Origin of the sequence: Paenibacillus sp. FSL W7-1287, assembly GCF_038004245.1 — a bacterium.
Lineage (GTDB): Bacteria > Bacillota > Bacilli > Paenibacillales > Paenibacillaceae > Pristimantibacillus > Pristimantibacillus camelliae.
Window position 1 is genome coordinate 77,679 of record NZ_JBBORD010000001.1, and the last position, 26,345, is coordinate 104,023.

Below are 26,345 nucleotides of genomic sequence, written 5' to 3' on the forward strand. Positions count from 1 at the left end.
TTACAATAGAAAAGCCGAGCGAATATGAGGATGATATCCTGACATTCGCTCGGCTTCATTTATATTGAATACTTCTTAGTGTAGCAACCGATCATTTTCCTTATCTATTCAATATCCAATCAGCAATATCGGTAATCAGCTTCTTACTTACGTTAGCTGGTGTACTATACTCTAATCCGATGGACACACCCTCATAGTCTGTTAGTAAATGATTCATAGCTGGATAGGAGATGAAGGTTGTGTCACTGTGGTCCTCTAGCGCTGTTTTCCATCCCTCAAACTGCTCCATAGAAACTTGCCAATCATTTTCTCCTTGTAACACGAGTAGAGGTTTATTCATATCTTTCATTACTTCCGCGGGCACATAGTCGCGCTGCTCATACCACCAATATGCTGGGGACATTGGGAACGTACCCGGCATATTATCCTTGGAATACGCTGGGTCTAATAGCATGGCTTTAATCTGCTCCATCATCACTGCATTCTGCTCTTGAGATGAAACGACCTCTTGTGGCAAACCTAACGTTTTCATTTTATCGATAACGACTTTCTGCTGCTCAACTAGTGCATCGATAAATGTACTGCTAGGAGCCGATATTAGGATCGCACCAGTAATATCATTCCCCTTGTCTTGCTCTATAATCTTTGGCATAACAAAGCCACCTTGGCTATGCCCTGCAACGTATAGCTTATCTTTATCTACTTCCCCACGTTGCTGCAGCCATTCCATTGCATGATAAACATCATCAACGGATTCATTTTTCAATGTAAATTGTGGCTGTCCAGAAACCTTGAAGGTGTGCTCCTTCGTAACCTTTTCGTAACGAAGAACCGCAATATTTCTCGAAGCTAAGCCCACTGCCAAATCCTTAAATACTTTCGTACCAGATATCGTAGAATCACGATCATGAGGACCTGAACCATGCACTAATATAACGACAGGGAATGGTCCTTCTCCTTTAGGAACAGTGAACGTACCAGGTACAGCAAACGTACCTTCACCGATAACCACTTCTTCTTCTATATAATTACCAGTATCATAGTCTGGCTTAGTATAAGGAGATACACTAGCAGCAATATCTATGGAAAGATCGTCAACATAACCATCTTGATCAAAACGAACGATAATATTCAAAGGAGCATTCGTCGTTTCATAGCTCATCATCGCATTAATGTGTACATCATTATATTCCATAGAAAGGTCTTTAAGCATCACTGGTTTTCCTGCAAGTAAAGCATATTGTTGCCCAATAGAGGACCACATGGCATCTTGAGGGATAGTGTTCTTAAGTGCTTGACTCATTATATTGGTAATTCCACTTGCATTGCCGGAAAACAACTTATGTACAAATTGAGTGGCATTGATCTCGTAATTTTGATTGGAAAATAAAATACTTTCAGTCTCTTCGTCCCATTCCACTTGATTAGATAACAATTTATTTATCGTATGAAGCGAAATATAAGAACGGTTCGATTGAACAATAGGCTTTTCATCGAGCTTATGATTAATGCCATTAACAATGGCCTGTTCTTGTCCAGCTGTAAGAACAATGACATCACTACCTCGTTCTACCGTTATCTCTTGCTTCTTTTGATCCCAAGAAACCTTCGCCCCTAGCGCCTCAGCAACTGACCGCAATGGCACTAAGTCGTTTTTTTCCTTAGCATGAACGGAATAAGGACTCCCTAGAACAGTAGATGCGACAAGCACACTGGTAAGCATCGTAATCGCTAAAGATTTCCTCAATTTTTTCATGTTTCTCACATTCATCACTCTCCTCTATAGATGCTAGCAATCATGCTAGCATGCAAGTTCATACTTTATTCCTTATCTACAAGCTTAATATTTGTGAAGATAATTAAAATAAACAAACCGATTACAAGCGCACCGACCAGTATCTGTTCTGATAGGAACGTGTAGAAGCTCGAAATAAAAAATAAAATTCCAATAACTGTGATATATCCTCCAACTAAATTCGCTAGTAACGTCTTATTTTTAACTCTTTTTTCATTAAAGCCAGCTAATAGCCATGTTTGCTTCCCTACTCCTATAATCAGCCCCAGCACAATAAATACTAGACCTACAATCCAAAGATTATTCTCCATCTCATATCCTCCTCTCCTTATAATCTTTTGGCGATACTTGGAATAATGTATAAAGGCACAACAATGGATATTGCTAAGTAAATCAGTAAATAATCAGGCGTCATAAACGAGTCCATATTATCATTGGAGATTAGAAAGAAGTAGCAGGCTAATAAACTATTCATGACTACAATGAAGCCAAATGAGTAGTAATGAATGTTCGTCTTCACTCGTTCATCTACTTCGATCTCGTCATTGTTTTTATATCTCATAAACTTAGCTATTAGAACACAGCATGCCAGAATACAGCCTAACGTAGCTTTAATCCAGCCTGTATTCACAAATACAATGACTACTAGTAGTAGAACTGCAGGTATATAATAAAGCAGCTTCATGCACTTATTCCTCCATCCAAAACAAATGATCCACTGGGGCTTCGAGATACTTAGAGATAAGCAAGCACACCTTTATTGAGGGATTATAGTTCTGTGCTTCTATCAAATTCATCGTTTGTCTTGTTACGCCAATAAGTTTGGCTAATTCCCCCTGATTGTATTTGCCTTGCTCAATTCTTACTAATTTTACTCGATTACGAATCGTTATCTCGACCAATGTCCCTTTCACCTCTTCGTTTCATAATATCACATATACATTAAAAATGTAATATATATTTTACTTTTTTAATGTATATGTGATAAGAAATCTATATTTAACATTAATTTTGTCCATTAAGCAATGAAAGCCGAGCCGAATTCAGGAAATGATTAACCTGAAACTTTGGCTCGGCTAGCTGTGCCTACTTATATAGCTTATAGGTTAGTCAATAACCTCAATGGCCATACTTAGCTATTCCTCTGTTCACGCTGATGACGGGTAATCTTACGCTGAATTAGCTCCTCAATGACCTGCTCCATAAATTTCTCTTCTTCCTTATTAAAGGCAGAAGGAAATAAGTATGGGTTAGGCTCTACAAATTCGCCCTCATAATACTCAAGCTGCCTTCTTATCTCTTCGTCTTCCAAAAGCGGCTCAACAATAGGCTTCATCGTGGATACCATCGCTTCGGCATGGTCAAGCACTTTAGGGTCACTCGGTGCTTTTCCCTCTTGAATGTAACGCTTCATTGTACTCGTCCATATGGTCATTTCCTTATCGGCTTCAAGCTGCACGGTGCTTGCATGGATCTTATTCAATGCCGAATCTGCCTCATGCTCACGTAACCAGCGATTACGTGCATCCTCATTTTTTAAGGCATGAATAAGCACAAGCAGAGAGTCATGGTCGATCGCTTCCTGCCCCGTTGCAGTTCTTTGCACGCGGGCAATGATTTCTAGCACCGAGTCAATCTGTTTTCGTTTTTCTTCCAGCAGCTTTGCCTGAATGTCCAGTGTGCTCGATAGATCTTGCTGAGACAGCTTAAGATGCTCGGAAATTTCCAGCAGTGGCACATCTAAAAATTTTAGAACTAATATTTTTTGAAGCTCAGCAATGGAGCTATCGTCATACTTCCGATGCCCATGCTCCGTGTACTCCGAAGGCTTCAACAGCCCAATTTGATCATAGTGACGTAATGTGCGCTCCGTGATTCCTGTCAGCTTTGCAAATTCCCCAATAGAGTATTTTTTCTCCATCGTCATTTACTGTTCACTCCCTTTCAGTATGAACGATATCACTTGACGTTATGTCAAGTGCAAGTGCTTTTTTAGATGTGTTGGAACATTTGAACTGAAAACAGAAAGCCAAGCAAACGTCGGGATATCATCCTGCATCTGCTCGGCTTCAGTATGGTTTTAGTCGTGAACACATCAAGTTGAAAATCGCTGAATAATAACGTCCGCTGCTTGCTCTACTGTGATGCTCGACACATCCACTTTCGTTGTATTCAGTTTTTCATATAGAGGAATGCGCATTAGGCTTCTTAATATTTTATCTTCCGTACGTTGTCCGGCAGCTACATCCTTCATCAGTCTCTTAGTTAATGCATCCCTACTACAAACTAAGGCTATGGGATGAACCTTGCAGTCTTCTGTATCAAGACGTGAAATAATGTCGTCAACAATAGCTTGCTCATGCATAACCCAGCAAAACACAATATGGTTAAAAGCCGAGCACTTGATAAAGTTATTCAAAAGAAAGCATATATTTTGCATAACCATCTCTTTGGTTTCTTCGGTCACTTGAAATGGATTCATATCCCAGCACCAGTCCCCGTCAAGAAACACGCTGTTGTTCAATTTGTTCTTTAGCATTTGGCAGGTCGTTGTTTTACCAACGCCCATCGTACCGCCAATCAGATAGATATGTTTCATATTGAGGCCCTCTACCTTCTAATGAGTTTATCTATCGTTCGTTATACTATAATATTACGCTGTAAACAAGCTTAGGTCGTTATCGTAACATACCGAGCAATAACCAGGAGAATATGCTAAAAACCGCTGATCTATGAGGAAAATACTATCTGAATGAATATAGTTATAAATTTTTAATGTAGACTAATTTGAAACAATTTAAACGAACCTTTATGATGATAAAGAACAACTGGAGAGGAGAATAACAACATGACAACAGAAACATCACCAAACGAACTTCGAAATTTTACCGTATCCACTGAAATATTCTTCAAGCCGAACCTTGATATTTATGCCCAAATGACTTATATCGTCCTTAGCTCCAGCACGTCTGATGCTGCTTCGCTGACGATTGAAGAGATTGCGAAGAAAGGGCGCATGTCGGCGAAGCAAGCGGTCAAATCCATGCAGGCGCTGATAGAAGAGAAGCTTATTCCACATAAATTGTTCCGTAAGATGATTGGGGAGTTCCAGGATGACCGCCTATCCTGGGCTGCTAAGGGGCTGCTTACCTACTGTAAGGAGAATCCAAGCATTACCATTGCAGAGCTTCTGGACCTTTCCGATCAATCTGGCGAGGACGAAAACAGCATTCGCAAGGCACTCTTAGAGCTTGAACGGCATGGTTATTTCGAGGAGCTGCCAGAGCTGCGGAAATTGTTACATAGTCAATAGAAGATTAAAAAGCAGGTCAATTTTTCGCATATTTGCGGGAATTGACCTGCTTTTTTAGTGAATCTACAGCTTATGCTAGTTTATTCAATTCGACAATTAAGTCGCCAATAGAATTGATGTTTCCAGAACAGATAGCTGTATATCTACAGTAATAGTTTTCCATGGTTTAATTGGTGGTTGTTGATAAATTAGGTAACCCAGTGTTTTCCTTAAGTTTAGCTTACAGCGATTCTAACAAGGTTGAGCTGAGCTTTTTCTGATTCTAGGAACCAAAAGAAACATTATAAGTGAAACCAACAATTATTTAAGTAAGATATCATCCATCTTTTTTATAATTTCTATATTAACAATATTACAATTAAAAAGGGATGAATGATCAACATCAATTAATAGATATCCATAAGTCACATTGGATAGTTCATTATTATCAGTATAATTAATTTCTTCAAAGTTAACTAAAAATTCGCTTACTTTATTAGTTTTATTAATCAACCTTATAGAGGTATTAATATTATCAAGACGCATTCCTTTTATTAAAAAAGTACTTAATGTTTTTTTATCGTTTTCACTTATTGATAAATCATTAATGTTACCTTTAATAAATTGTTCAATAGTTTTCTTTACGAGAGCTTCAGGGCAATTAATTTGTTTCATAAGATATATATATCCTAAAAGAATGATCACAACAACAATAATAATGTAGTATAATGTATATTTCTTTCGTATATTCATAAGTCCTCCTGATAAGGTAATATATTACACAATAATATCTTAATTGAACCAAAATAAAAAGGACCCTAGGTTCCTTTTTTTAATATGGGAATTGACCTTTTGTAGTCCAGTTCTCTAATCCGCCTTCAAATCTATAATAATCACGAACCGGAGTTGAAAGATGCGGCTCAACACCATATTGATACAAAGCAATCTCTGCAATTTCACTATCCTTTGAGAAGCTACCTGTACGTATCCACATAAAAGGCCAATAACTCGTTCCGCTTGTTGCAGGTAAATAGTAGTTAGTTTCAGCGTCTTTTAATGATCCATTAGCATTATAACTAAATATTTCGTGTTTCCAATATGTTTCTCTTTGATAAGTTTCGAAGTAAGATTTCCACTTGCCTTTATAATAAACTTGACCATACTTGAATACTAATCTTTCATAACCAGTGGCATCGCCTTTTCCTTTAAATCCATCAATTAATGCATCTAGTACGTTACCTGTAAAAAAAGAAATAATTGGATGAGACTCTATGAAGCCAGTAGCTAGTTGTAGTGGACTTCTGTAAGTTTCTGTTGTAAAAGCAGTCATATAATTTTTTGTACTTGAATCAAATTTGGTGGTTTCCTCCAAAGGATCATATACTATATGAATTCGGAAGTCACCTTCCTCAGGAAAAAAAGCAGATGGAGAAATATCATTAGTATTAAAAGAGTTTAACAATTTGGACTTTTTTTCATTTTCAATTGTATTTTGTATTATTAGTTGTCAACCATTAACAAATATTATTATATTTAATAAGCTATCATTAATTTCCTTGATCGATAATTCGATAAGGCGATTTTAGTTAAGATCTTGTTCCCATGCCAATAAGTTTGCAATGCCTCAATCTCTCCCCAAATCCATCTCATCCCGCGTCCCACAAGTAATCTTAATATCGAATAACATAGTTTAACGCCCCATCCCCCTTCTTCAATACTGCACGCCATGTTTAAAGGAAACTCGGGGAAGACAAACGAGAAAATGAGCTACCAAAATCAAAAAACGAACCGTAAAAGTTTGATAAATCCTTCAGATCGAGAACATTTTGTTATCTCGCAAGGGATCGATAGAATATTAATCGGATAAACCATCGGATATGAAATCAGAGAGAAAAGAAAAAGCCAAGTGAAATCAGGGGAAAATGTCCTGAAATCAACTTGGCTTTCAAAAATCCTTGAGAAAGCTAGAAACTGTCGAGGAATCTGAGATATTGATCGAAAAAATCTTTCAGTTGTCATCCATTTATTGTGCATGCAAAATATAGTATTAGACTGGATCTTTAGAACCGATACTCATAATCTCTATTATTTCTTCATGAGTACGTTCGTCATTCTCCCAAGTACAAAGTTCAAGCATCTTTGAAATCATTTGTTGTGACATTACTTCTTTATTTTTATTGTCTCCTCCGAATTCTTCTCTTATTGCTTTGAGTGTTTGTTGGTTAAAAGTAACATTACCATCGTCTATTTTAATTAAGGCATTAAGAATGGCTTCTTCTTGGAATGGTTTTACTACAAAGTCCCTCGCTCCTTCTTCCAGATTACAGGGAGAAAGCCTTTAGCTGATAAAGCAAGTATCTTTGCGTCTTTGTCGATCTCCTTTATTTTTTTCGTTGCAGTTATACCATCCATTACAGGCATATTAATATCCATGATAATAATATCTGGGTTTTCATCTGAAAACTTCTCTACAGCCTGTAGACCGTTCTCCGCCACTACAACGTGATAACCATGTTTCCCCAGGATTTCACTCAGAATTTGTCGCATAAAAGCCACATCATCAACTATCAAAACCTTTTTCATACTCATTCCCTTTTCATCACTTTCTATCTCGTTTATTCTTCGATGAACAGAAGCGATTATCTTCTCAATCTTATTCTTATCAATCTCAAGTTGTTTAAGCCTTGAACTTAAGGATATTTTTAACCTTTGTTTGTCCAAATACGTCCCTGTATGTAGCAGTTCCCGAATGGCATCTAAACTGAACCCATATTGTTTAAGCTCAATTATTAATAATAATTGACTAACTTGCTCTTTTGAGTAGTACCTGTAACGGTTGCTCTCTTCAACGTGTATGGGCTTTAGCAAGCTAATTTCGTCGTAATACCTTAGTGCATCGATTGATATTTTAACGATTTTAGATATTTCGCCTATGGTATACACAAAATCCCTCCCTTCAAGGATGCTCCTCTGACAACAACCATATTAAACCCTCGAGTAACTCCAAGGTCAAGTTCATATATCATATATTTTTTAGAAGAATTCGTTTCGTATCAACTCTTCTCATTTCATTAATAAATAAAAAAAGCTAACTGTAAAATTAGTTAGCTCTCTCGTTACCTAGAAGTTGAATAAGTTGTTCTAATGGAATCCGATCTATAGTAGCGAACTTAGCTTGAATATAGTCCACAATAACGGCTGAAGAATCACCGTCATTAAACCAAATCTCATAATTAGTAATTCTCATTTCTTCATTAGAGCGTTGTAACCAAAATGAATAATCTGAATCACCTGAAGTTTCTATTTGCCTATCCTGCCACATTAGTCCTCTAATCACTTCGTTCATACTATTTATTATTTCCGGGTCTTTAATCTGATAAGTATCTATAACAGGTCTATCCGTGGAGTTAAATACGATAATCGATTCTGTATGTTGACTTTCACTTGAACATGAGATTAACAATAACATCACTATTAGAAAAGGTATTAACTTTATTTTGTTCATTTTTACCCCCCAAAAATGTATGTATTTCTCTAAGTATACACTTTTTTGTACTTTTATCGATCTCGATTCCTTTACTCTTTTCCCAAATCCAAGGATTAGTGAATTGGCTTGAGTGAAGCTTGATAAAAAAGAGCAAGAATCGAGTAGGCCTATGCGCATGCGCATAGGCCTCTCACAGATCCGGACATGCGGGTCATCGCATCCGGCTCCTCCAGTGACTATCCCCTCTGGGGATGAAGTTCTTTGTAAATCATAGATAGACTGCAAAGACCGATTTCTTCAAACCATTGATTTGGCATCGCATATTGAGCATAAGTGGAATGAGAACTGCGCCATGCTGTCATACGTAGCCCAGGTAGGTCACGGCTTTTCCATCCTCTTCTACGCATCTCTCGGTGAAGTTTCCGCACCTTTCTCCAGCTTCGCAACTGGACAGAACGAAGCCTTCTTCTTATCCATTTGTCCAGATCCCGAAATCTCATCTGTACATCTGCCATTCCAAAATAGTTGCCCCACCCACGGAGATAGGGATTCAATTTTTTCTTCACCAATTGCTGCACATCCACCGTTTGGTTTCGTCTTGTGATTTCCTTCACACGTTTCTTGAATTTTGTCATCGCTTTATCTGACGGTACCATCCATTTCCCTGGTTTGAATTCATGCCCAAGAAACTCGAAAGATTCCCTCTTGCTATTGACGATTTTCGTCTTTTCTGGATGAATGATAAGTCCCATTTCTCTCTCTAGCAGCTTCGTTACCGATTTTAGAATCCGCTCTGCTCCTTTTTGCGTACGACAACAAATCACAAAGTCATCTGCATAGCGTGTCAGTCGATGCCCGCGTTCCGTCATCGCCAGATCTAACGGATGTAGATAGATATTGGCTAGCAGAGGGCTGATGACTCCCCCTTGTGGTGTGCCCTGCTCATTTAGGTGAAAGCTTCCACCGTCTAGGATACCTGCCTTCAGGAATTTCTCCAACAAAGTTAACACACTTCCATCGACTACGGTTTCTTTCACCATGCGGATGAGCTTCTCATGCGGAATGGTGTCGAAATAAGACTTCAAGTCTGCATCAATCACATATCGATATCCATCGTTTAGATCTTGACGGATCTTCTTCAATGCCATGTGTGCACTTCTTCCCGGTCGAAACCCATAGCTACAATCCATAAACTTTGATTCATAAATCGGTTCCAATATGCGCCTCGTTGCGGCTTGAACCACTCGGTCTCCCACGGTAGGAATGCCCAGCGGCCTTGACGTTCCGTCTGCTTTGGGGATGTAGACACGACGTACGGGTTTTGGGTGATACGTCTTGTTCTTTAGTGTCTGCTGAACCACTTCTAGATGGTGTTCCAACTGCGATTCGAATGCCTGGATGGTCATTCGATCAATCCCTGCTGAACCTCGGTTTCGCTTGACCTCTTTAAAGGCTTCCTCTAGGTTTGGCTTCGCCCATATCTTGTCGATGAGGCTGTACCATTTGCGTTCCTTTTGATTTACTCCTTCACGAGAGTGATTGGTTGTTCCTTGTTCTTCCATGTTCGTTTTCCTTCCCGATTTCGTTCCATGATTTGTAGCCTTACGGCAATCTTCATTTCCAAAATAGTACTCGCCCCAGACGGCTTCTCCTTATGTTCATTCCCCGGATCTACGCACATCCTAGCTCCCCGGCTTCTGTCTGGCACATGGCTTCTCTCCATCTCTCTTCTTCCACGGTTTCGGGCTTCACACAAGTCTTCGCCTTTTGAGTCGAAGCTTGTATTGACGACATCGCGCCAATTCATTTGCCTTTGCGGTCTTTCCGGCAAACTTTGTAACTACTATCCCTACGTCTGACTTCTCACCACTCTTAACATTGCCTTGATCCTCACGATCTCGAGCAATGGTTACCACTTGATATGGAAATGATGAGATCTCCTTGGGTCACGTCAACCGACTTTCCCCCGAATCCAGTCCTCTTAACTTACGGAGTCTATGGTGGTACAGGACTTCCTCTTCTTTTGCAGAGTTATCCGACTCCGTCAGCCAACATGGTTAAACCGCCTATTCCGGGTTTTGCCTTCGCATCCTCCGCACGCATTCTCGCGAACTACGCACTATGCGTCAGCTATGCACTTCCGCCACCTGCGGTGTGCTGGAGACTTTCACTCGTTAGTCGATTGCGCTGCCAAGCGCACAAAAAGCCTAGCGATAATCAGGGGAAATGCCTGATTATCGCTAGGCTTGTGTGCAAACTTTAAGTGCTGAGTTACAGACTTTGAGTTCATAGTTGTAGACTTTATTGTGAGTAATAATTAATCCTGTCAGAAAAGAGAAGAAATTTCCGTTGAGCAATTTAGAGTAGAGATCTAAATACTTGAAGAAGAGCAACAATTGCTTCAAACTAGACAAGCTGAACTAGGATTACTATTGCTACAGAAAACAGATACAAACGAACAGATTGAACAGTTTAAGAATCAAATTTTCCGCTTCGCAAAGCTTGATATTAACAACGACAGCATATCAAAAATTGAGAATGATAGCGATGAAACTATAAAATGTATTCACTATAATATCTCACTACCTAAGTATAAAATTAACAATTAAAAGAGGGGCTTAATTGCTATACCTTCCATATTTAGTGACACTGTACACTGCACATGTGTGGAGTATATAAACACATTGGTTATGTATTATACTTATTAACCGTGGAATAGATTTTAAGCTTAGACATACAAATATACCCTTCAACTTTTGAATTTTTACAATTACTACTTCCCATATTCGGAATATTGATGACGTGTACATCCAAATAAGTAACATCTTGTAATTAGCGACGTTGAAAATTGCGTACTTGGAATATATCCTGATTGAATTCGTTCTAATAAAGTTTGATACTGTTTTAATTCAGCTGTTAGTCTTTGAATGTTCCTTTCCTTATCACTCTCAGTCCAGCTATCATTACACTCATCTTGTTCAGAATCTTCAATCTCTGCATGTTTTTCTTCCATTGCTAATTGTATTTGTTGTTCTGCAGTATCTGATTGGTTATTGTTAACCAATGTATAGATATATCCATCAACCCAGATCGGTTGCTTATAGTAATCTTTCCAACCCTTCTCATACCATAATTCAGCAGTAGCAAAGTCCTTTAATTCGAAATACGCTTCTGCAACCTCTACACTACCTACAAATTCATCATCTTCCTCATCAACTTTCTCCAATGCTTTTTTTGCTTCCACATTTTTTTCAAGTTTAATTAGGCACCAAATGTGACTCATTGAAGCATAGTCAGAATTCGTTTTTGAGCCTTTTATAAAAAACTCAGCTGCTAATTCCAGATTTCCCAAGTGATAATAAGCAACCGCCAAGTTATTATTAGCTTCAATGGTCGAGGTGATTGCAATACCCTTTAATAAGGTCTCAACGGCTTTCTTCCATTCGTTTCTGTCAACATAGATTTCACCGAGTAGGTTATAAGGGAAATAAGATTGAGGATTCATTTGCAATACTTCTATCAAAAGTTCTTCTGCAATCTGACTATTACTCTCCTCGTGATAGTACATCCAAGCAAGATTAGTCAACGAATGAACATCTCTAGATTCCTTTACTGCGAGTTGAAAGGCTTGTAAAGCTTCTTCATACTTATTCATCTCATATAATTCTAATGCTTTTTGATTGATTTTCAGAGATATACAGCCTCCAGTTAATGATTCTCTATCATCATTATTAGTTTGTAGAACTATTCTGAAAATTAATTTTGTAATTATATATATTAGTGTGAGATAAAATTAAAATATAAGATAGAGGACTATGACTTAATAACAACTTCTAAATTTAACGTTCCCAATTCGTAAACCACATTTACTCAATAGATTTTGAACCATCATTTCCAAAACCAAAAAACAAACAATGGCTCCTGAGGATAAATATACCCTTAGGAGCCATTATAATCAAACTTTGTTATACAGCTAACATTTATGTTAACAGATTACAAAGTTCGAAGCTCTATCTCTCCTCCTCCAATCCCTCAAATCCCGCTCCCCACAAGGCTTCTCATCCTTTCACCCAATCCCCTCTCCTTCAATACCTGCACGCCATGTTTGACTGAAAATCGGGGAAAATCATCGGCAATTGCATCGGGGAAATCATAAATCGGACCGTAAAAGTTTGACGGAATGACAGGGCGTAACACAGGGGTTAGGGAGACAAGGGCACGACAAGGAAAAGGACCAGGACAAGGAATAAATCGAGAGAAAGCCAGAACTGGCAAGGAATCTGCGGGATATTTATCGGGGAAATGAATCGGAAAAGAAATCGGAGAGGAAAGAAAATGCCGAGTGAAATCAGGGAAAATGCCTGAAATCACTCAGCTTGCAGTAAAACTTTATAAGCTTTGTGCAGAGTTTATATGGTGGGCGTTAAAGTTTGTTGGATGTGGACAATTTATTATTAACCCTCACTCAACCCTACTCCACAGTCACGCTCTTCGCAAGGTTACGTGGTTTATCCACGTCATGACCTAGTGCAAGGGATGCGTAGTAGCTGATCAGCTGCAACGGCACGACAGCTAGCGCTGGTGTTAGCACCGGCAATGTTTTCGGAATAGAGAATACTTCGTCTACAGACTTCGCTACCTCGTCCTCAAACCCTTGATTCGTTACCGCAAGCACATGCGCACCGCGTGCTTTTACTTCCTTAATATTGCTTAGCGTCTTCTCGTACAGATCCTCTTGTGAGATGAGCGCGATAACTGGAATATCATCCTCGATAAGCGCTAGTGTACCATGCTTTAATTCACCTGCTGCATATGCTTCGGAGTGAATATAGGAGATCTCCTTCAGCTTCAAGGAGCCTTCCTGTGCAACCGCATAGTCCACGCCACGGCCGATAAAGAACAAACTTGTATGATGGGACATCGATTCCGCCACTTGCTTCAATACAGCAGATTGCTTCAAGATTTCTTCTACTTGCTCCGGGAGAGCAGTCAGAGCTTCAATGATATGTGCCATTTGCTCTGAAGTTTGTGTACCACGTACACGGGCAAGATGAAGACCAAACAAGTAGAATGCAATCAATTGTGAAGAATATGCTTTTGTAGAAGCAACAGCGATCTCAGGTCCAGCCCAAGTAACAAGTACATCATCCGCTTCACGAGCGACAGATGATCCAACAACGTTCGTAATCGCTAGCACGCGCGCACCGTTACGTTGTGCTTCACGCATTGCTGCGAGTGTATCTGCTGTTTCACCAGATTGACTTACAACGATCACAAGCGTATCTGGTGTAATAATTGGATTGCGATAGCGGTACTCAGATGCAACATCGGTCTCAACTGGGATACGCGCTAATGATTCAATAACACTTTTACCGACAAGTCCTGCATGATATGCAGTACCGCAGGCAACAATATGAACCTTATTGATCGACTTCACATAGTCGTCGTTCATTTCGAGCTCTTTGCTAAGGTTAACGGACTTACCATCTTCAGCAACACGGCCAAGCATCGTTTCACGATAAGCCTTTGGCTGCTCATAAATTTCTTTTAGCATGAAGTGGTCAAAGCCTGCTTTTTCCGCAGTGACAAGATCCCAATCGATATGCATAATATCTTTGGCGATTGTTTCACCACTTAGGTTAAGCAGCTCTACACCATTAGCTGTAAGCACAGCCATTTCACCGTCATCTAAAATATAAACGTCACGTGTATATTCAAGAATAGCTGGAATGTCGGAACCGATAAAGTTCTCGCCTTTCCCTACTCCGATAATAAGTGGACTTGCATAACGAACAGCAACAAGCTTTTCTGGCTCATGAGACGTAAGTACGCCAAGAGCAAATGCACCTCTCATACGCTTAGTCGCACGTTGCACTGCTTCAACAAGATTGCCATCATACTCATCTGCAATTAGATGAGATACAACCTCTGTGTCCGTCTCAGATACAAATACATGTCCCTTCGCGATCAATTCCTCTTTAAGATCTAGATAATTCTCAATAATACCATTATGAACAACGGAAAATTGATGCGAGTTGTCTGTATGCGGATGAGAGTTGACATCTGAAGGTCTGCCGTGCGTTGCCCAGCGAGTATGGCCAATACCTGCTGTACCGTGTAATGGTGCACCATCAAGCTTTTCTTCCAAATTAGCAATGCGGCCCTTAGCTTTTTGAATCTCAAGGCCTTGCTCAGTAAACACTGCAATACCTGCAGAATCATAACCACGATATTCAAGCTTTTTCAAGCCAGATAGCAAAATTTCTTGTGTTTCACCGTTACCAATATATCCTACAATACCACACATAATTGTAATCCTCCGTATTGTGCATCGCTCACATCATCTAGCTGCTTATGCTATAGGATGTGCTGCCCCTTAAGCTTCTATGCTCAAGGGATGTTATGCCAACACTTGTCTTGTGTAGGTGGTACTCTATGAAATGGGCAATCTTAATACAGTTCCCCAACCCAGCAACCACCTACTCTCCCTAGTAAGCAGAAGCTAGATTCGAACGATCACATTCATTTGTTTTTAATTTTCATACAGTAAACCAGCTTTCAGCACCGAAGCATAAGCTTTCGATGTGCGTTTTTTCAAAACGCTGTAATTGAATGCAGCTTAAGAGCTGAGGAGCGCAGCCGAACGTTTTCGTAGAAAACGACTTCGGAAGCATCCGCTCATAATTGGTACGTGAGCATCTACAATGTTTTCACAGAAAACATACATCGGAAGCATTGAATTCAAGATTCGATGTCGATCAACTTTCAATTATACTTCGTGATCAAAGCTGTACTTTTTGAACTTCCTCTATTGCAGACAGCTAGCTGTTTGTACGATCAGTCGCCCAATCGCTTTGCAGTCTAGCTTACGGTTGTCTGGATTACCGAAAGGTCCCCGCCGAATGTTTCGAACACCTTTACCTCGTCAGCTTAACATTACAGGCCCACTGTCCTGTTCTCCGATCGTTAAGCTCTGGCGCTTATGTTGCTTTGTAACCTCTATCCTCGCTTTCCTTCTAGAATCATAATATCTATCATATTCATTTTCATGCTTGGATGCAACAATTTATTATGAAATGGACAAGAGCTGAAGTGGACAGCACCCGCCATCGCTCTCCAGCTCTGTACTTTTTCGTTGTTAAAAAAATTTAACCTAATTGTTCCTTCACGACTTTCGCAATACGATCAACGTAAGCATCGACAAGCTCCTTGTCAGGACCTTCAGCCATGACGCGAATTAACGATTCTGTACCAGATGGACGAACGAGTACGCGACCGTTGTCGCCAAGCTCAGCCTCAACCTCGGCTACTGCTTTTAGAATCGCTTCGTTGCCTTGATACAAGCTCTTGTCTGCAACACGCACGTTAACAAGCTGCTGCGGATATTTACGCATCAGTGTTTTTAGCTCAGACAGCTTTTTGCCTGATTGCTTTATCGTGTCAACCAGCTGAAGTGCCGTAAGAATACCGTCACCCGTCGTAATATAGTCTAGGAATATGACGTGTCCGGATTGCTCACCGCCTAGGTTATATCCGCCACGACGCATTTCCTCCATCACATAACGGTCGCCAACAGCAGTTTGAGCTGTCTTAAGACCAATGCTCTCTGCACCCTTGAAGAAGCCAATATTCGCCATAACCGTTGTAACGACGGTGTCATTCTTGAGTCTGCCTTCACGCTTCATACGATCGCCAATGATGCATAGAATAAAGTCGCCATCGACTTCTTCACCCTTCTCATCAATTGCGATTAAGCGGTCTGCATCACCATCGAAGGACAGGCCAAAGTCTGCACCACTTGCTAATACCTGCTCACGCAAATACTCTGGATGTGTTGATCCCACGCCATCGTTAATGTTTTTGCCGTCTGGCTCTGCCCCAACCGTAATGATGTCGGCTCCGAGCTCTCTGAAAATTTGCGGAGCTAGCTCATAGGCAGAGCCATGTGCGCAGTCCAGCACAATTTTCAATCCATCGAATGTGCTTGCTACTGTAGTTTTCAAGTACTCCACATACTTCTGTGCAAGCTCGCGTGCATCAATACGCGAACCAACATCTCCGCCAATTGGGCGAGGCAGCTCATCAACCTCTGCATCAATTAAAGCTTCGATCTCAAGCTCTGTTTCATCAGATAGCTTGAAGCCATCGCCTGCGAAAAACTTAATTCCGTTATCCTGTACCGGATTATGCGAAGCTGAGATCATAACCCCTGCATCCGCCTTTAATTCCTTCGTTAAGTAAGCTACAGCTGGTGTGGATACAACGCCAACGCGAATAACATCCGCACCAATGGACAATAGTCCAGATGTAAGTGCTGCTTCAAGCATTTGACCAGAGATACGTGTATCTCGACCGATTACTACCTTCGGCTTAGCAGCTGTACGTGTGAGCACATAACCTCCACAGCGACCAATTTTATATGCCAATTCTGGTGTAAGCTCCGTATTTGCTACTCCACGTACACCATCTGTTCCAAAGTATTTCCCCATCGTTCTTCTCCCTTTTATTACGAGTTTATTTTTTTCGATTTATTAATCTATTCTGCGATAATCGTTTTTGCTAATTTAAGGTGTTGGACTAGGTTCAGCTTCTCCGTCATCGGTGCTGCCATTCTCGTCCTTCGAATCTGGCTTGTCGCTAGGACTAGGACCTGCAGTCTCATTCTCTGTGCTATCTTCCTCATCCTGAGGCTTCTTCACACCGTCATTACCGGAGGTAGCGCCTGTTGAGCCGCTACCCCCGTCTGGCTGCTTTTGATCTGTCTCCTGCTGCGTGCCGTCATTTCGATTCGGGTCGTTATTTAATGCATCTACCTCTTCTGTGCTGCTAATTTTCACGGTGACAGATAGTGAAAATTCATCGGTTTCTGCAATCTGCAAATATGCAGGCAGCTGTGCATCAACGGTCAGCTCATGCGTTCCGACGGCAAGTCCAGTAACATCGAGTGAAAGCTTAATATCTGACGCTCTCAGCCTTTGCAGCAGCGTTGTCGCCCCTTTTATATTCACAGGGATGCGCCCATTGCTTGAGTTGTCTATGCTTGCCTTCAAGTCATCAGCTAGTCCAATCAGCGTAACTGGAATATTCGACATCGTTCGTTGCTCTGTCGCCTCAATGACGATGTTGACAGGAATCTCTTCTGGAGTAACCGCAGCGATCCCATCTGTTTTTTCTGCCTTCACCATGATTTGCCCTGTTTCCTTCACTTTGGAAAGATCCAAGATAAACCCATCGAACATCGCCACCTCGTCGAGCTTTGCTTGCATGGCGTTAATCGTAACCGATTGCTGTGGTGTGCTGATCGATACTAAGCTATAGCCCTCCGGCAAGGTCCCTGTATAACGCAGCTGGACAGGCACTTCCTTAGATGGCAGTGTAATGTTTGTCTCTGCAGTTAATGTGTCGGGAACAATGGTCACATTATTAATCGGATTGCCTTGTGTGTCATAGGCAACCACCTTCGCCTTCTTGTTCACTACAGCAGCATCCGCGCCGCTTACATCAACCGTCACAGCAACCATACCGAGTCGAGCATAATCATCCTTCGGCATCGTCACTTCAACGACATTACCTGTGTCACCAATAATCGAGGATTGACCAATTAAGTAGCCTTCTGCAGGTGTTCCTTCGGTTAGCACCTTCACTTCATGCGTCTGGGTTTCGAGCTCCTCGATCTGGACCATCACTACGCGAGGCGAAATTTCAATATCTCGTATTCCTGATGGCAGATCGACCGTCAGCGGCAGCTCCTGAATACCAGGGCCGACCCCTGTTAGATCAAGCTTAACGACGTAATCATCGTTATTAGCCGCCAGCAGGCTTGAGATCCGCCCTTCTACGACTAATCGTGCTACGGTCGGCTCCATGGCGGTAAGTATATATTTATCCGTATTCAGACCTTCATGCACGATAGCTGCTGCTTCAATAACCTTTGTATCTGTATTAGACGTTACGGACTGCGGAGAAGTTTCTGGGTCGATATGTACAACAACCCAAATCAATAAAGCCACTAATACAGCAATGACTTTCAATGAGGTAGGATGATTTAACAATTTATCCATGCTCACCCTCCTTTTTGCGTCTGAACCAATTAAATTCCTTCTTGGTTGACTCTTTACTTGGAGACAGCTCCTCATACAGCTTAGAAATTAAAGATTCTTCATTAATATCGCGGACAATCATTCCGTTGATCGACAGCGACACTTGTCCTGTCTCCTCTGAAACGATTAATGAGATCGCATCACTGACCTCACTCACTCCAATCGCGGCACGATGTCGCGTTCCGAGCTCCTTGCTGATGAACGGGTTCTCAGACAACGGCAGATAACAGCCAGCAGCCATAATCTGATTAGCTCGAATAATAACTGCCCCATCATGCAACGGAGAATTCGGCGTGAAAATATTCAATAACAGCTCTGAGGATATTTTTGATTCGAGGGCAATCCCTGACTCAATCATTTCTGTAACCCCAGTTTTTCGCTCGAAGACGATGAGTGCCCCGATTTTACGCTTTGACATAGAGCGAACTGCTCTAATAATTTCATCAATCTGCTCATTTAGATCAGTACGATCGAGCGTAGAGCTTCGCGAAAACAGATTGCCTCGTCCAAGCTGCTCCAATACCCTTCGTAATTCAGGCTGAAAAATGATGAGCACCGTAACAATACCGAAGGTGAACATCTGATTCATTAACCATTTTAATGTATAAAGATCAAACCATGTGCTGATTGCCCACGTCGCTACGAGCACAAAGATCCCTTTCAGCAGCTGTACTGCTCGTGTTCCACGTACAAGCAGCATCATTTTATATATAATAAAAGCGACGATCCCCACATCAATGATATCTTTAACCCAATCCTGCCATGTGGAATCCGCAAAATAATTCATCGCTCAACCCCCAACTGCCAATAAGACGAATGCTAAACACGAAGCCTCTTATTGCTTTCGATATTGTCGAAGTAAAATCCTTTATCTAGCAAAAAAAATAAAAACTCCCCTAGAAAAGGGGAGCTTTGTCGATTACTGTGGAATCACTTCATTAAAAGATGAAGTTACCTTATACCAGAACCAATCCAATGCTTGATCGATGACTTTGCTTTGTCCTGCAATATGTCCTGTTGAGGCTAGTACCATCTTGCCATCGATAACGGTAACATTACCGCTAACCGCACCCTTCACCTCAACTATACCATTTTCTACAACCAAATCGCCAGTCAACTCGATGCCTTCTGGCACAATTATTGTATTTCCTTGAATAACTACGTGCTGAAGGTCGTCCTGGGAGGCAGAAATGATCAATTTTGAGTCCTGATCCCACGATGCAAACAAGCTTACAATCATGACTGCAATAAATACAGCAGCCGCCGTTAGACCAGGGTAACGATATAACCAGCGAACAAATCTCGCTTTGGATTTCGTTTGATGCTTCGTTGGCAACTGCGCAAGAATCGATTGCCTTAGCTTCGTAGCATCTGCAGTGCTGCGCTCACTTCCAATCGATGATTGCAGTGTATACTTCGCAAGCGCATCTGTCCGTTCATATTGCTCGTATGTTTTCATACAGCTATCGCATTGATTCAAATGCGACTTTAACTGTTCATGCTGATTACCTTCAAGCTCACCGTCTAGGTATTGATGAATGAATTCAACCGCTACCTTACAATTCATAGCAGCCAGCCCTCTTTCCGTCTTATGGTCATGCTTTTTAGCCTTATTAGCAATACGAAATATTCTCGAATATGTTTCAAAAGAATGCTGCATTATTTTTCGAATGCAGCTTATAAGCGATACTCCAGCTTTTTGCGTAAAAATTCACGCCCGCGGTGGACTCTTGTTTTAATCGTTGTTACTGGCATGTCCAATATATCTCCTACCTCTTGTAGCGATAGCTCATGAATATAACGTAATATCATAACGGTTTTGTATTTGGGCGGTAAAGAATCAATCGCCTGGTGAATAATACGCTGAGTTTCAGATAGTAACAACTCAGATTCTGGGGTGCGATTGTCGCTTGGGATCATGGAATAACCGTCCAGACCTTCATATTCTGACGACTCTGCATCCAAAGAATAAATAGGCTTACGTTTTCGAAGCCGATCAATACATAAATTCGTAGCAATGCGATAAATCCACGTAGAAAACTTCATCGTATCGATATATCGCTCTAAGTTGTTATAGACACGCAGGAACGTATCCTGTACAACATCCTCAGCCTCCTGACGATTGTTAAGCATCCGATAGGCCATGTGATAAAGCTTTTCCTGATACAGATCTACAAGCTCTGCAAAAGCAGCCTGATCGCCTTTCAATGCCAGCTTTACGAGCTGACTCTCTAATAAATTCACTCCACTATTCCTCCAAACGTCTCATGGTACGTCTGATCATTATTCATATATTTTATCCTATAATAGAAAAAGATTCGAGCCTTATGTCTCGAATCTTCAGAAATATTTTATTGTGTCGTTACGGATGATGCAATCCCCTCTATATATTGGACAATGATATTAGATGGAATAGCGAAGCCAATCCCTTGAGCCTCTGAGCTAACCGCCGTATTCATACCAATCACTTCTCCTGTTTCGTTAAGAAGTGGTCCTCCTGAGTTCCCGGGGTTAATCGCAGCATCCGTTTGCAGCATATGCTCAATAGTTTGAGGCTGGCCATTCTCATCTTGAACGGTAATCGGTCGCTCCTTCGCACTAATGACGCCCATCGTAAGCGTATAATCATAGCCGTATGGATTGCCAATTGCCATCACCCAATCCCCAATGACAAGATTATCTGAATTGGCGATCGTTAGCGCCGGCAACGATTGATGATCAGGTGCCGTAATCTTCAGCAGTGCAATATCGAGCTCAGTATCGCTGTTCATAACCGTTGCCACCATAGGCTCATCGTAGCCTGTAACGAATACCTCTACCTTCTCAGCTTCTGACACTACATGCGCATTCGTAACGATATAGCCTGCTTCATCTATAATAAACCCTGTCCCTGAGCCGCTTAGCTGCAGATTGGAGTCCTCATTCCCCTCCTGCTGCTGATGCTGGGATGAATCCTGCTCCGGCATAATACCGAAATATTGCCACATTCGCGGATCATCGAACATGCTTGAACGCTGCGGTGCGGTATAGGTTTGGATTTTGACGACCGCAGGTGAAGCTTCTGCATATACATCAGATGGTGTCTTCGCATCTGTTTTATTCGAGGCTGTTGTCAGCCCTGCTCCACTATAGTTATAGCTTACTGCTTCTCTGACCGCCTCTGTTCCACCAGTGAATACATTCAAGCGATCCGCTGCAAAGCTTAGCCCTCCGATCAACAAAGCACCCGCTAAAAATGCTGACATATAAGAGATATAAGATCGATTCGACTTTTTCCGTTTTTTTGCTCCCGATGGTGAATATTTCTCCAGCTGACGATAGTAAGCTTCGAACTGTTCCTCACCAGCAGGTAGATTAGCTTGTAATGTTGTATGGTCATGAAGATGTTTGTTTTGCATGATGCATAGCTCCCTTCATCTGTGTATCTATGTGCTACTCTGTTAATCAGAGCTGCGCTTTATTGGATACTTCTATATTGAAGGCTGCACCTTAAATCAAACTTAAAGGAACTATAAAGCAACATAAAACTTGAACACATAGGTAGCAACCAAAGTTAAATGTTCAGTAGAGTTAATTCAAGCGAAGCAAATAAAGTAGTAGACTACAAGCTTTTAAACAGAAAACCCTGTTCCGTCAGACGGAACAGGGTTTTCATTCAATATATTATGCTATACAGGATCAGACATTCATGCATTAGCCCGTATTTCGAAGGCCTGCTGCAATACCATTAATCGTAAGCAACACTTCACGAAGCAGCTCTTGATCATCATTGCCCGTTTCACGAATCGCACGCAGCTCTTGAAGCAGTTGAACCTGCAAGTAGCTAAGCGGATCAACATACGGGTTGCGCAATTTAATCGACTCTTGAATAACTGGAACATTATCAAGAATTTCGTTTTGATTCGTAATTTTAAGAATAAGCTCAGACGTAAGCTTAAATTCCTTCTCAATCTGCGTGAAGATTCTTTCACGGACTGTGTCATCCTTAATCATCGTAGCGTACTGAGACGCGATCTGCATATCTGCTTTCGCAAGTGCCATTTGCAGATTGTTGATCAGACTATGGAAGAATGGGAATTTCTCATACATCGTCTGAAGTGTAGCTAGCTTCTTCTCATCGCCGCCCACATACTGCTGAAGCGCAGTACCTGCAGCATACCAAGCAGGCAGCAGATAACGGCTTTGTGTCCAAGAGAATACCCATGGAATCGCACGTAGATCCTCAAAACGATCACTGTTTTTACGTTTTGATGGACGAGAACCGATATTCAGCTCTCCCACTTCTTGAAGCGGCGTTGATTCCTTAAGGAATGTTAGGAAATCTGGATCACGGAAGATCAGATCCTGATATTTATTCAATGCTGTTTCGGAGATCTCAGCAGAAATCTCTTCCCATTCCTTCTCCACCTGAGGAGCTTGATCAGGATATTTTGCAAGGAAAGCATTCGTAATGAGTGCCCACGTTGCTTGCTCTAGCGAACGAGACGCAATACCCTGCAAGGAATAACGAGAAGATAGAACCTCGCCCTGCTCCGTAATTTTAATGCCCGCGCCCACTGTATGTGGAGGCTGCGCAAGAATACTACGATTAAGCGACATACCGCCACGACCTAGTGAACCGCCACGACCATGGAAGAATTTCAGTTTCACATCATACTCGCCTGCAGCCTTCGTGATGCTCTTCAGAGCAATACGAAGCTCCCAGTTCGCAGTAATGGCTCCGCCATCCTTGTTGCTGTCAGAATAGCCAAGCATAATTTCATGCATATTGCCACGAGCAGCAACCGCTTTGCGGTACATTGGAATTTCGAACAGCTGCTTCATAATAGCTGGGGCAGCGTGTAGATCTTCGATCGTCTCGAATAAAGGTACAGCTTGAATCGTACAGATGACGTTACCTTCTTCATCTATGCGGAACAAACCAACTTCCTTCGCGAATACCATGACCTCAAGCATATCGCTTACTGCTTCCGTCATACTTATGAGATAGCTTGTAATGCAGTTTGTACCGAATTCTTTCTGTGCTTTAGCTACTACCTCGTACACATCCAAGCATTCACGCGTTGATGCAGAATACTCAATATGATGAGATGTAAGTGGACGTTGATCCTCAAGCAGCTTGACAAGCACTTTAATTTTCTCATCTTCGGACAATTCACTATAGTTATCCACAATACCTAGCTTGTGAAGCACTTCTGTCATTGCATTTTCGTGCTCTTGGCTATGCTGACGAATATCTAGCGTCATCAGATGGAAGCCGAATAGCTCCACTTGACGCAATAGCTTCGCCAAATAAGTGTCTGCAAAATAATCCGCATAGTGATTGCGTAAGCTACGATCAATAATACGAAGATCCACCATTAGCTCTTCCGGGCTGCTATAATAAGGCGCACCCTCTGCTGATTCTGGGTCTACTGTATTTGAAAGTTTTTCAATCATAAAAGCGATTTTAACACGATATGGTTCCGTTGGATTTCTCCATAGATCCGTTGTTTTATTATCGATAACACTACGATCTTGCTCAATCGAAGCTAACAGCTCATCTGTTACAGAAACAAGATTGGTGCTGAAGCTGAGCATACTCATCATCTCACGAAGCTGCTCCTCGTATTTCTGAACAGCTAATTGGCGATGCAGCGTAAGGGTCTGCCAAGTGACATCAGACGTTACGGAAGGGTTTCCGTCACGGTCTCCTCCTATCCATGAGCCAAATCTCAAGTAGCTAGGAACATGCCATTTTTTCTCTGGATAATATTTAGTTAAGCAACGCTCAAGCTCTTCATATACGCTTGGAATTGCATCAAATAATGTTTCATCAAAATAATATAAGCCGTTTTTAACTTCATCTATAACGGTAGGCTTACGATCACGAAGCTCATCTGTTTGCCATAGAATTAATACTTCATTCATTAGCTTCTCAGTCAGCTTCTCACGCTCACGATAGGTTAGTGTAGGATTATCTAGCTCCATCACATCTGCTGCAATGCGCTTATGAATATCCAATACTGCACGACGCGTAGCTTCCGTTGGATGTGCGGTCATAACAAGCTCTAATGAAATGCCCGCTAGCATATCTTCAATATCTTCAGTCGAGATGTTTCGATCCTTCAGTGCTTTAATCGCACTTTCAATCGAACCATTCTGAACCTCTTCACCAGCTAAAAATTCGTAATCACGTTTTCTTCTAATGCGATGGTTTTGTTCTGCAATGTTGACTAACTGGAAATAAATCGCGAATGCACGAATGACTTGGTGACGCTTTTCTGAGCTAAGCGATGAAATTGTTTTTTTCATGTCTTCAAACAACTCAGGGCTAAATTCAGCGCGCAGCGCTTTGCTTTGCTCTCTGATTTGTTCAACTAATTCTAAAAGCTCACGTCCACCTTGATGGACGAGCACTTCACCGAGTATATTGCCCAGGTAACGGACATCGCGTCTAAGTAAATTGTTAGATTGCGTCCGATTAGTCGCTGTTGATGTTACGCTTTGATCCGACATACTCTTCCTCCCACAGATCTGTACAGCAAACTCACAAACCATGCTTAATATACAAGCTATAAACCATATTCGTAAGATTACTCTCAGTTATTCGCAAAAAAATCACTTCGTTTATTATACAACAAAATACAACATCATAGAAGCCTTACAAGCATAATTAATCTAAAAAATAGCTGAATTTGACCTCTTTTTTAGATGGAAAGCGCTTAATCAGGAAATTGTGATACATGTAAATAAGTACAAACTTTTTTATCTATTCTTTAATGTGTTTGATTCATAGGAAACTCTTCTATAATTGAGAACAATCTTAGTATTGCCAATTAATTAACGTTGATGTATAGCGTGCCCTCTCTAATAATATTATCGTAATACTATAAACTTTATTTAAATGCGGTCTAGGTTTTTACAATATAAGGGTATAACAAGGGGACGGAAGCTCTGACAGAATAATGTAAATAGCGGGGCATATTTATAAGCCGTAGTGAATATTCGGGTAATATATGGGTAAAGAAGAAAAGTACAAATAAAAGCGAGGAATATATGCGCTGAATTGCCTGCTATGAAGCCTAATATACACAGCATAGCTCTAGCTGCACCTATAGACTTACATCACATAGACGAAGGCGGATCAATCACTTCAATTATATATAGGGGAGTCGGAGCATGCACGAGGCTTGGAGCGCTGCGTGAACAACAAAAAAAGCCTTGATCAAGATCAAGGCTTTACGATGTCTTAGTTATGGAGCGGGCGATGGGAATCGAACCCACGCTATTAGCTTGGAAGGCTAAAGTTCTACCATTGAACTACGCCCGCATATATAATGGTCGGGATGACACGATTTGAACATGCGACCCCCTGGTCCCAAACCAGGTGCTCTACCAAGCTGAGCTACATCCCGAAGTGTAATTAAGTGGCGCGGCCTAAGAGATTCGAACTCCTGACCTTTTGATTCGTAGTCAAACGCTCTATCCAGCTGAGCTAAGGCCGCAAATATGGAGCGGAAGACGGGAATCGAACCCGCGACCCTCGCCTTGGCAAGGCGATGCTCTACCGCTGAGCCACTTCCGCAAAACTTAATTACGTTCGTCATTCGCAACATTTTGTCGCGGCGACAAGTAATAATATATCACTAACGAAAACAGATTGCAAGTATTTTTTCAAAAAAATTTATG

General features: G+C 41.3%; 21 protein-coding genes, 4 tRNA genes and 2 pseudogenes. 2 read left to right on the plus strand and 25 right to left on the minus strand.

What is annotated here, in order from left to right:
- Positions 1-100 precede the first annotated feature (100 nt).
- The 6 genes from NSQ99_RS00330 to NSQ99_RS00355 form a co-directional block, all read right to left on the minus strand.
- Positions 101-1,747 (minus strand): alpha/beta hydrolase family protein, encoded by a 1,647-nt coding sequence (locus tag NSQ99_RS00330; RefSeq protein WP_340834214.1) that lies wholly within the window; start codon positions 1,745-1,747, stop codon positions 101-103.
- A gap of 74 nt (positions 1,748-1,821) precedes the next feature.
- The gene (locus NSQ99_RS00335; protein WP_340834216.1) at positions 1,822-2,106 is read right to left on the minus strand and encodes a DUF3784 domain-containing protein; all 285 of its coding nucleotides are present in this window, start codon (positions 2,104-2,106) and stop codon (positions 1,822-1,824) included.
- 17 nt (positions 2,107-2,123) lie between these two features.
- Positions 2,124-2,480, minus strand: coding sequence for a hypothetical protein (locus NSQ99_RS00340; RefSeq protein ID WP_340834219.1), 357 nt, complete (start codon positions 2,478-2,480; stop codon positions 2,124-2,126).
- 4 nt (positions 2,481-2,484) lie between these two features.
- Positions 2,485-2,697, minus strand: a complete 213-nt coding sequence (locus tag NSQ99_RS00345; protein ID WP_340834221.1) for a helix-turn-helix transcriptional regulator — start codon at positions 2,695-2,697, stop codon at positions 2,485-2,487.
- Positions 2,698-2,927: 230 nt separating this feature from the next.
- Positions 2,928-3,722 (minus strand): MerR family transcriptional regulator, encoded by a 795-nt coding sequence (locus NSQ99_RS00350; protein ID WP_340834222.1) that lies wholly within the window; start codon positions 3,720-3,722, stop codon positions 2,928-2,930.
- 168 nt (positions 3,723-3,890) lie between these two features.
- Complete coding sequence (locus tag NSQ99_RS00355; protein WP_340834224.1) at positions 3,891-4,394, minus strand: AAA family ATPase; 504 nt, start codon at positions 4,392-4,394, stop codon at positions 3,891-3,893.
- A 249-nt stretch (positions 4,395-4,643) separates the two neighbouring features.
- Between NSQ99_RS00355 and NSQ99_RS00360 the strand changes: the two genes are divergently transcribed.
- Complete coding sequence (locus NSQ99_RS00360; RefSeq protein ID WP_340834226.1) at positions 4,644-5,108, plus strand: hypothetical protein; 465 nt, start codon at positions 4,644-4,646, stop codon at positions 5,106-5,108.
- A 300-nt stretch (positions 5,109-5,408) separates the two neighbouring features.
- On the opposite strand, the gene NSQ99_RS00365 is transcribed toward NSQ99_RS00360, so the two are convergent.
- The 6 genes and pseudogenes from NSQ99_RS00365 to ltrA form a co-directional block, all read right to left on the minus strand.
- On the minus strand, positions 5,409-5,840 hold the full coding sequence (locus NSQ99_RS00365; RefSeq protein ID WP_340834228.1) for a hypothetical protein: 432 nt from the start codon (positions 5,838-5,840) through the stop codon (positions 5,409-5,411).
- Between the two features lie 79 nt (positions 5,841-5,919).
- Positions 5,920-6,459: a hypothetical protein gene (locus tag NSQ99_RS00370; RefSeq protein ID WP_340834230.1), complete on the minus strand. Its 540-nt coding sequence runs from the start codon at positions 6,457-6,459 to the stop codon at positions 5,920-5,922.
- 876 nt (positions 6,460-7,335) lie between these two features.
- A pseudogene (locus NSQ99_RS00375) lies at positions 7,336-7,670 on the minus strand (response regulator); the annotation flags it as partial.
- Positions 7,671-7,835: 165 nt separating this feature from the next.
- A pseudogene (locus NSQ99_RS00380) lies at positions 7,836-8,030 on the minus strand (MerR family transcriptional regulator); the annotation flags it as partial.
- 157 nt (positions 8,031-8,187) lie between these two features.
- Positions 8,188-8,592, minus strand: coding sequence for a hypothetical protein (locus NSQ99_RS00385; RefSeq protein WP_340834232.1), 405 nt, complete (start codon positions 8,590-8,592; stop codon positions 8,188-8,190).
- Between the two features lie 218 nt (positions 8,593-8,810).
- Complete coding sequence (gene ltrA, locus NSQ99_RS00390) at positions 8,811-10,136, minus strand: group II intron reverse transcriptase/maturase (RefSeq protein WP_251670020.1); 1,326 nt, start codon at positions 10,134-10,136, stop codon at positions 8,811-8,813.
- Between the two features lie 834 nt (positions 10,137-10,970).
- Between ltrA and NSQ99_RS00395 the strand changes: the two genes are divergently transcribed.
- A complete protein-coding gene (locus NSQ99_RS00395) occupies positions 10,971-11,183 on the plus strand; it encodes a hypothetical protein (RefSeq protein WP_340834234.1) in 213 nt (70 codons plus the stop codon).
- Between the two features lie 164 nt (positions 11,184-11,347).
- On the opposite strand, the gene NSQ99_RS00400 is transcribed toward NSQ99_RS00395, so the two are convergent.
- The 13 genes from NSQ99_RS00400 to NSQ99_RS00460 all read right to left on the minus strand — a co-directional run bounded on the left by NSQ99_RS00400 (position 11,348) and on the right by NSQ99_RS00460 (position 26,241).
- On the minus strand, positions 11,348-12,229 hold the full coding sequence (locus NSQ99_RS00400) for a tetratricopeptide repeat protein (RefSeq protein ID WP_340834236.1): 882 nt from the start codon (positions 12,227-12,229) through the stop codon (positions 11,348-11,350).
- Positions 12,230-13,045: 816 nt separating this feature from the next.
- The gene (glmS, locus tag NSQ99_RS00405; protein ID WP_340834239.1) at positions 13,046-14,881 is read right to left on the minus strand and encodes a glutamine--fructose-6-phosphate transaminase (isomerizing); all 1,836 of its coding nucleotides are present in this window, start codon (positions 14,879-14,881) and stop codon (positions 13,046-13,048) included.
- Between the two features lie 841 nt (positions 14,882-15,722).
- On the minus strand, positions 15,723-17,063 hold the full coding sequence (glmM, locus tag NSQ99_RS00410; protein WP_340834242.1) for a phosphoglucosamine mutase: 1,341 nt from the start codon (positions 17,061-17,063) through the stop codon (positions 15,723-15,725).
- Between the two features lie 75 nt (positions 17,064-17,138).
- The gene (locus NSQ99_RS00415) at positions 17,139-18,635 is read right to left on the minus strand and encodes a CdaR family protein (protein ID WP_340834244.1); all 1,497 of its coding nucleotides are present in this window, start codon (positions 18,633-18,635) and stop codon (positions 17,139-17,141) included.
- Complete coding sequence (cdaA, locus tag NSQ99_RS00420) at positions 18,628-19,461, minus strand: diadenylate cyclase CdaA (RefSeq protein ID WP_251669567.1); 834 nt, start codon at positions 19,459-19,461, stop codon at positions 18,628-18,630. Before cdaA ends, NSQ99_RS00415 begins: the two co-directional genes overlap by 8 nt.
- Before the next feature lie 132 nt (positions 19,462-19,593).
- The gene (locus tag NSQ99_RS00425; RefSeq protein ID WP_340834249.1) at positions 19,594-20,241 is read right to left on the minus strand and encodes a zf-HC2 domain-containing protein; all 648 of its coding nucleotides are present in this window, start codon (positions 20,239-20,241) and stop codon (positions 19,594-19,596) included.
- A gap of 110 nt (positions 20,242-20,351) precedes the next feature.
- Positions 20,352-20,918: an RNA polymerase sigma factor SigW gene (gene sigW, locus NSQ99_RS00430; protein ID WP_251669571.1), complete on the minus strand. Its 567-nt coding sequence runs from the start codon at positions 20,916-20,918 to the stop codon at positions 20,352-20,354.
- A 107-nt stretch (positions 20,919-21,025) separates the two neighbouring features.
- On the minus strand, positions 21,026-22,072 hold the full coding sequence (locus NSQ99_RS00435; protein ID WP_340834253.1) for a S1C family serine protease: 1,047 nt from the start codon (positions 22,070-22,072) through the stop codon (positions 21,026-21,028).
- A gap of 295 nt (positions 22,073-22,367) precedes the next feature.
- A complete protein-coding gene (gene ppc / locus NSQ99_RS00440; protein WP_251669573.1) occupies positions 22,368-25,172 on the minus strand; it encodes a phosphoenolpyruvate carboxylase in 2,805 nt (934 codons plus the stop codon).
- 740 nt (positions 25,173-25,912) lie between these two features.
- Positions 25,913-25,986, minus strand: a tRNA-Gly gene (locus NSQ99_RS00445).
- An 8-nt stretch (positions 25,987-25,994) separates the two neighbouring features.
- Positions 25,995-26,071 (minus strand) — tRNA-Pro (locus NSQ99_RS00450).
- A gap of 13 nt (positions 26,072-26,084) precedes the next feature.
- Positions 26,085-26,161: transfer RNA gene (locus NSQ99_RS00455), tRNA-Arg, on the minus strand.
- 5 nt (positions 26,162-26,166) lie between these two features.
- Positions 26,167-26,241: transfer RNA gene (locus NSQ99_RS00460), tRNA-Gly, on the minus strand.
- Between the last annotated feature and the right edge of the window lie 104 nt (positions 26,242-26,345).

Bases quoted from the DNA above. Each gene is read 5' to 3' on its own strand.
- NSQ99_RS00335 (WP_340834216.1), bottom strand. From the start codon at position 2,106: ATGGAGAATAATCTTTGGATTGTAGGTCTAGTATTTATTGTGCTGGGG.
- NSQ99_RS00425 (WP_340834249.1), bottom strand. From the start codon at position 20,241: ATGAATTGTAAGGTAGCGGTTGAATTCATTCATCAATACCTAGACGGT.
- NSQ99_RS00385 (WP_340834232.1), bottom strand. From the start codon at position 8,592: ATGAACAAAATAAAGTTAATACCTTTTCTAATAGTGATGTTATTGTTA.
- NSQ99_RS00350 (WP_340834222.1), bottom strand. From the start codon at position 3,722: ATGACGATGGAGAAAAAATACTCTATTGGGGAATTTGCAAAGCTGACA.
- NSQ99_RS00400 (WP_340834236.1), bottom strand. From the start codon at position 12,229: ATGAATAAGTATGAAGAAGCTTTACAAGCCTTTCAACTCGCAGTAAAG.
- cdaA (WP_251669567.1), bottom strand. From the start codon at position 19,461: ATGAATTATTTTGCGGATTCCACATGGCAGGATTGGGTTAAAGATATC.
- NSQ99_RS00360 (WP_340834226.1), top strand. From the start codon at position 4,644: ATGACAACAGAAACATCACCAAACGAACTTCGAAATTTTACCGTATCC.
- NSQ99_RS00355 (WP_340834224.1), bottom strand. From the start codon at position 4,394: ATGAAACATATCTATCTGATTGGCGGTACGATGGGCGTTGGTAAAACA.
- NSQ99_RS00365 (WP_340834228.1), bottom strand. From the start codon at position 5,840: ATGAATATACGAAAGAAATATACATTATACTACATTATTATTGTTGTT.
- NSQ99_RS00415 (WP_340834244.1), bottom strand. From the start codon at position 18,635: ATGGATAAATTGTTAAATCATCCTACCTCATTGAAAGTCATTGCTGTA.
- ppc (WP_251669573.1), bottom strand. From the start codon at position 25,172: ATGTCGGATCAAAGCGTAACATCAACAGCGACTAATCGGACGCAATCT.
- NSQ99_RS00435 (WP_340834253.1), bottom strand. From the start codon at position 22,072: ATGCAAAACAAACATCTTCATGACCATACAACATTACAAGCTAATCTA.
- NSQ99_RS00340 (WP_340834219.1), bottom strand. From the start codon at position 2,480: ATGAAGCTGCTTTATTATATACCTGCAGTTCTACTACTAGTAGTCATT.
- glmM (WP_340834242.1), bottom strand. From the start codon at position 17,063: ATGGGGAAATACTTTGGAACAGATGGTGTACGTGGAGTAGCAAATACG.
- glmS (WP_340834239.1), bottom strand. From the start codon at position 14,881: ATGTGTGGTATTGTAGGATATATTGGTAACGGTGAAACACAAGAAATT.
- ltrA (WP_251670020.1), bottom strand. From the start codon at position 10,136: ATGGAAGAACAAGGAACAACCAATCACTCTCGTGAAGGAGTAAATCAA.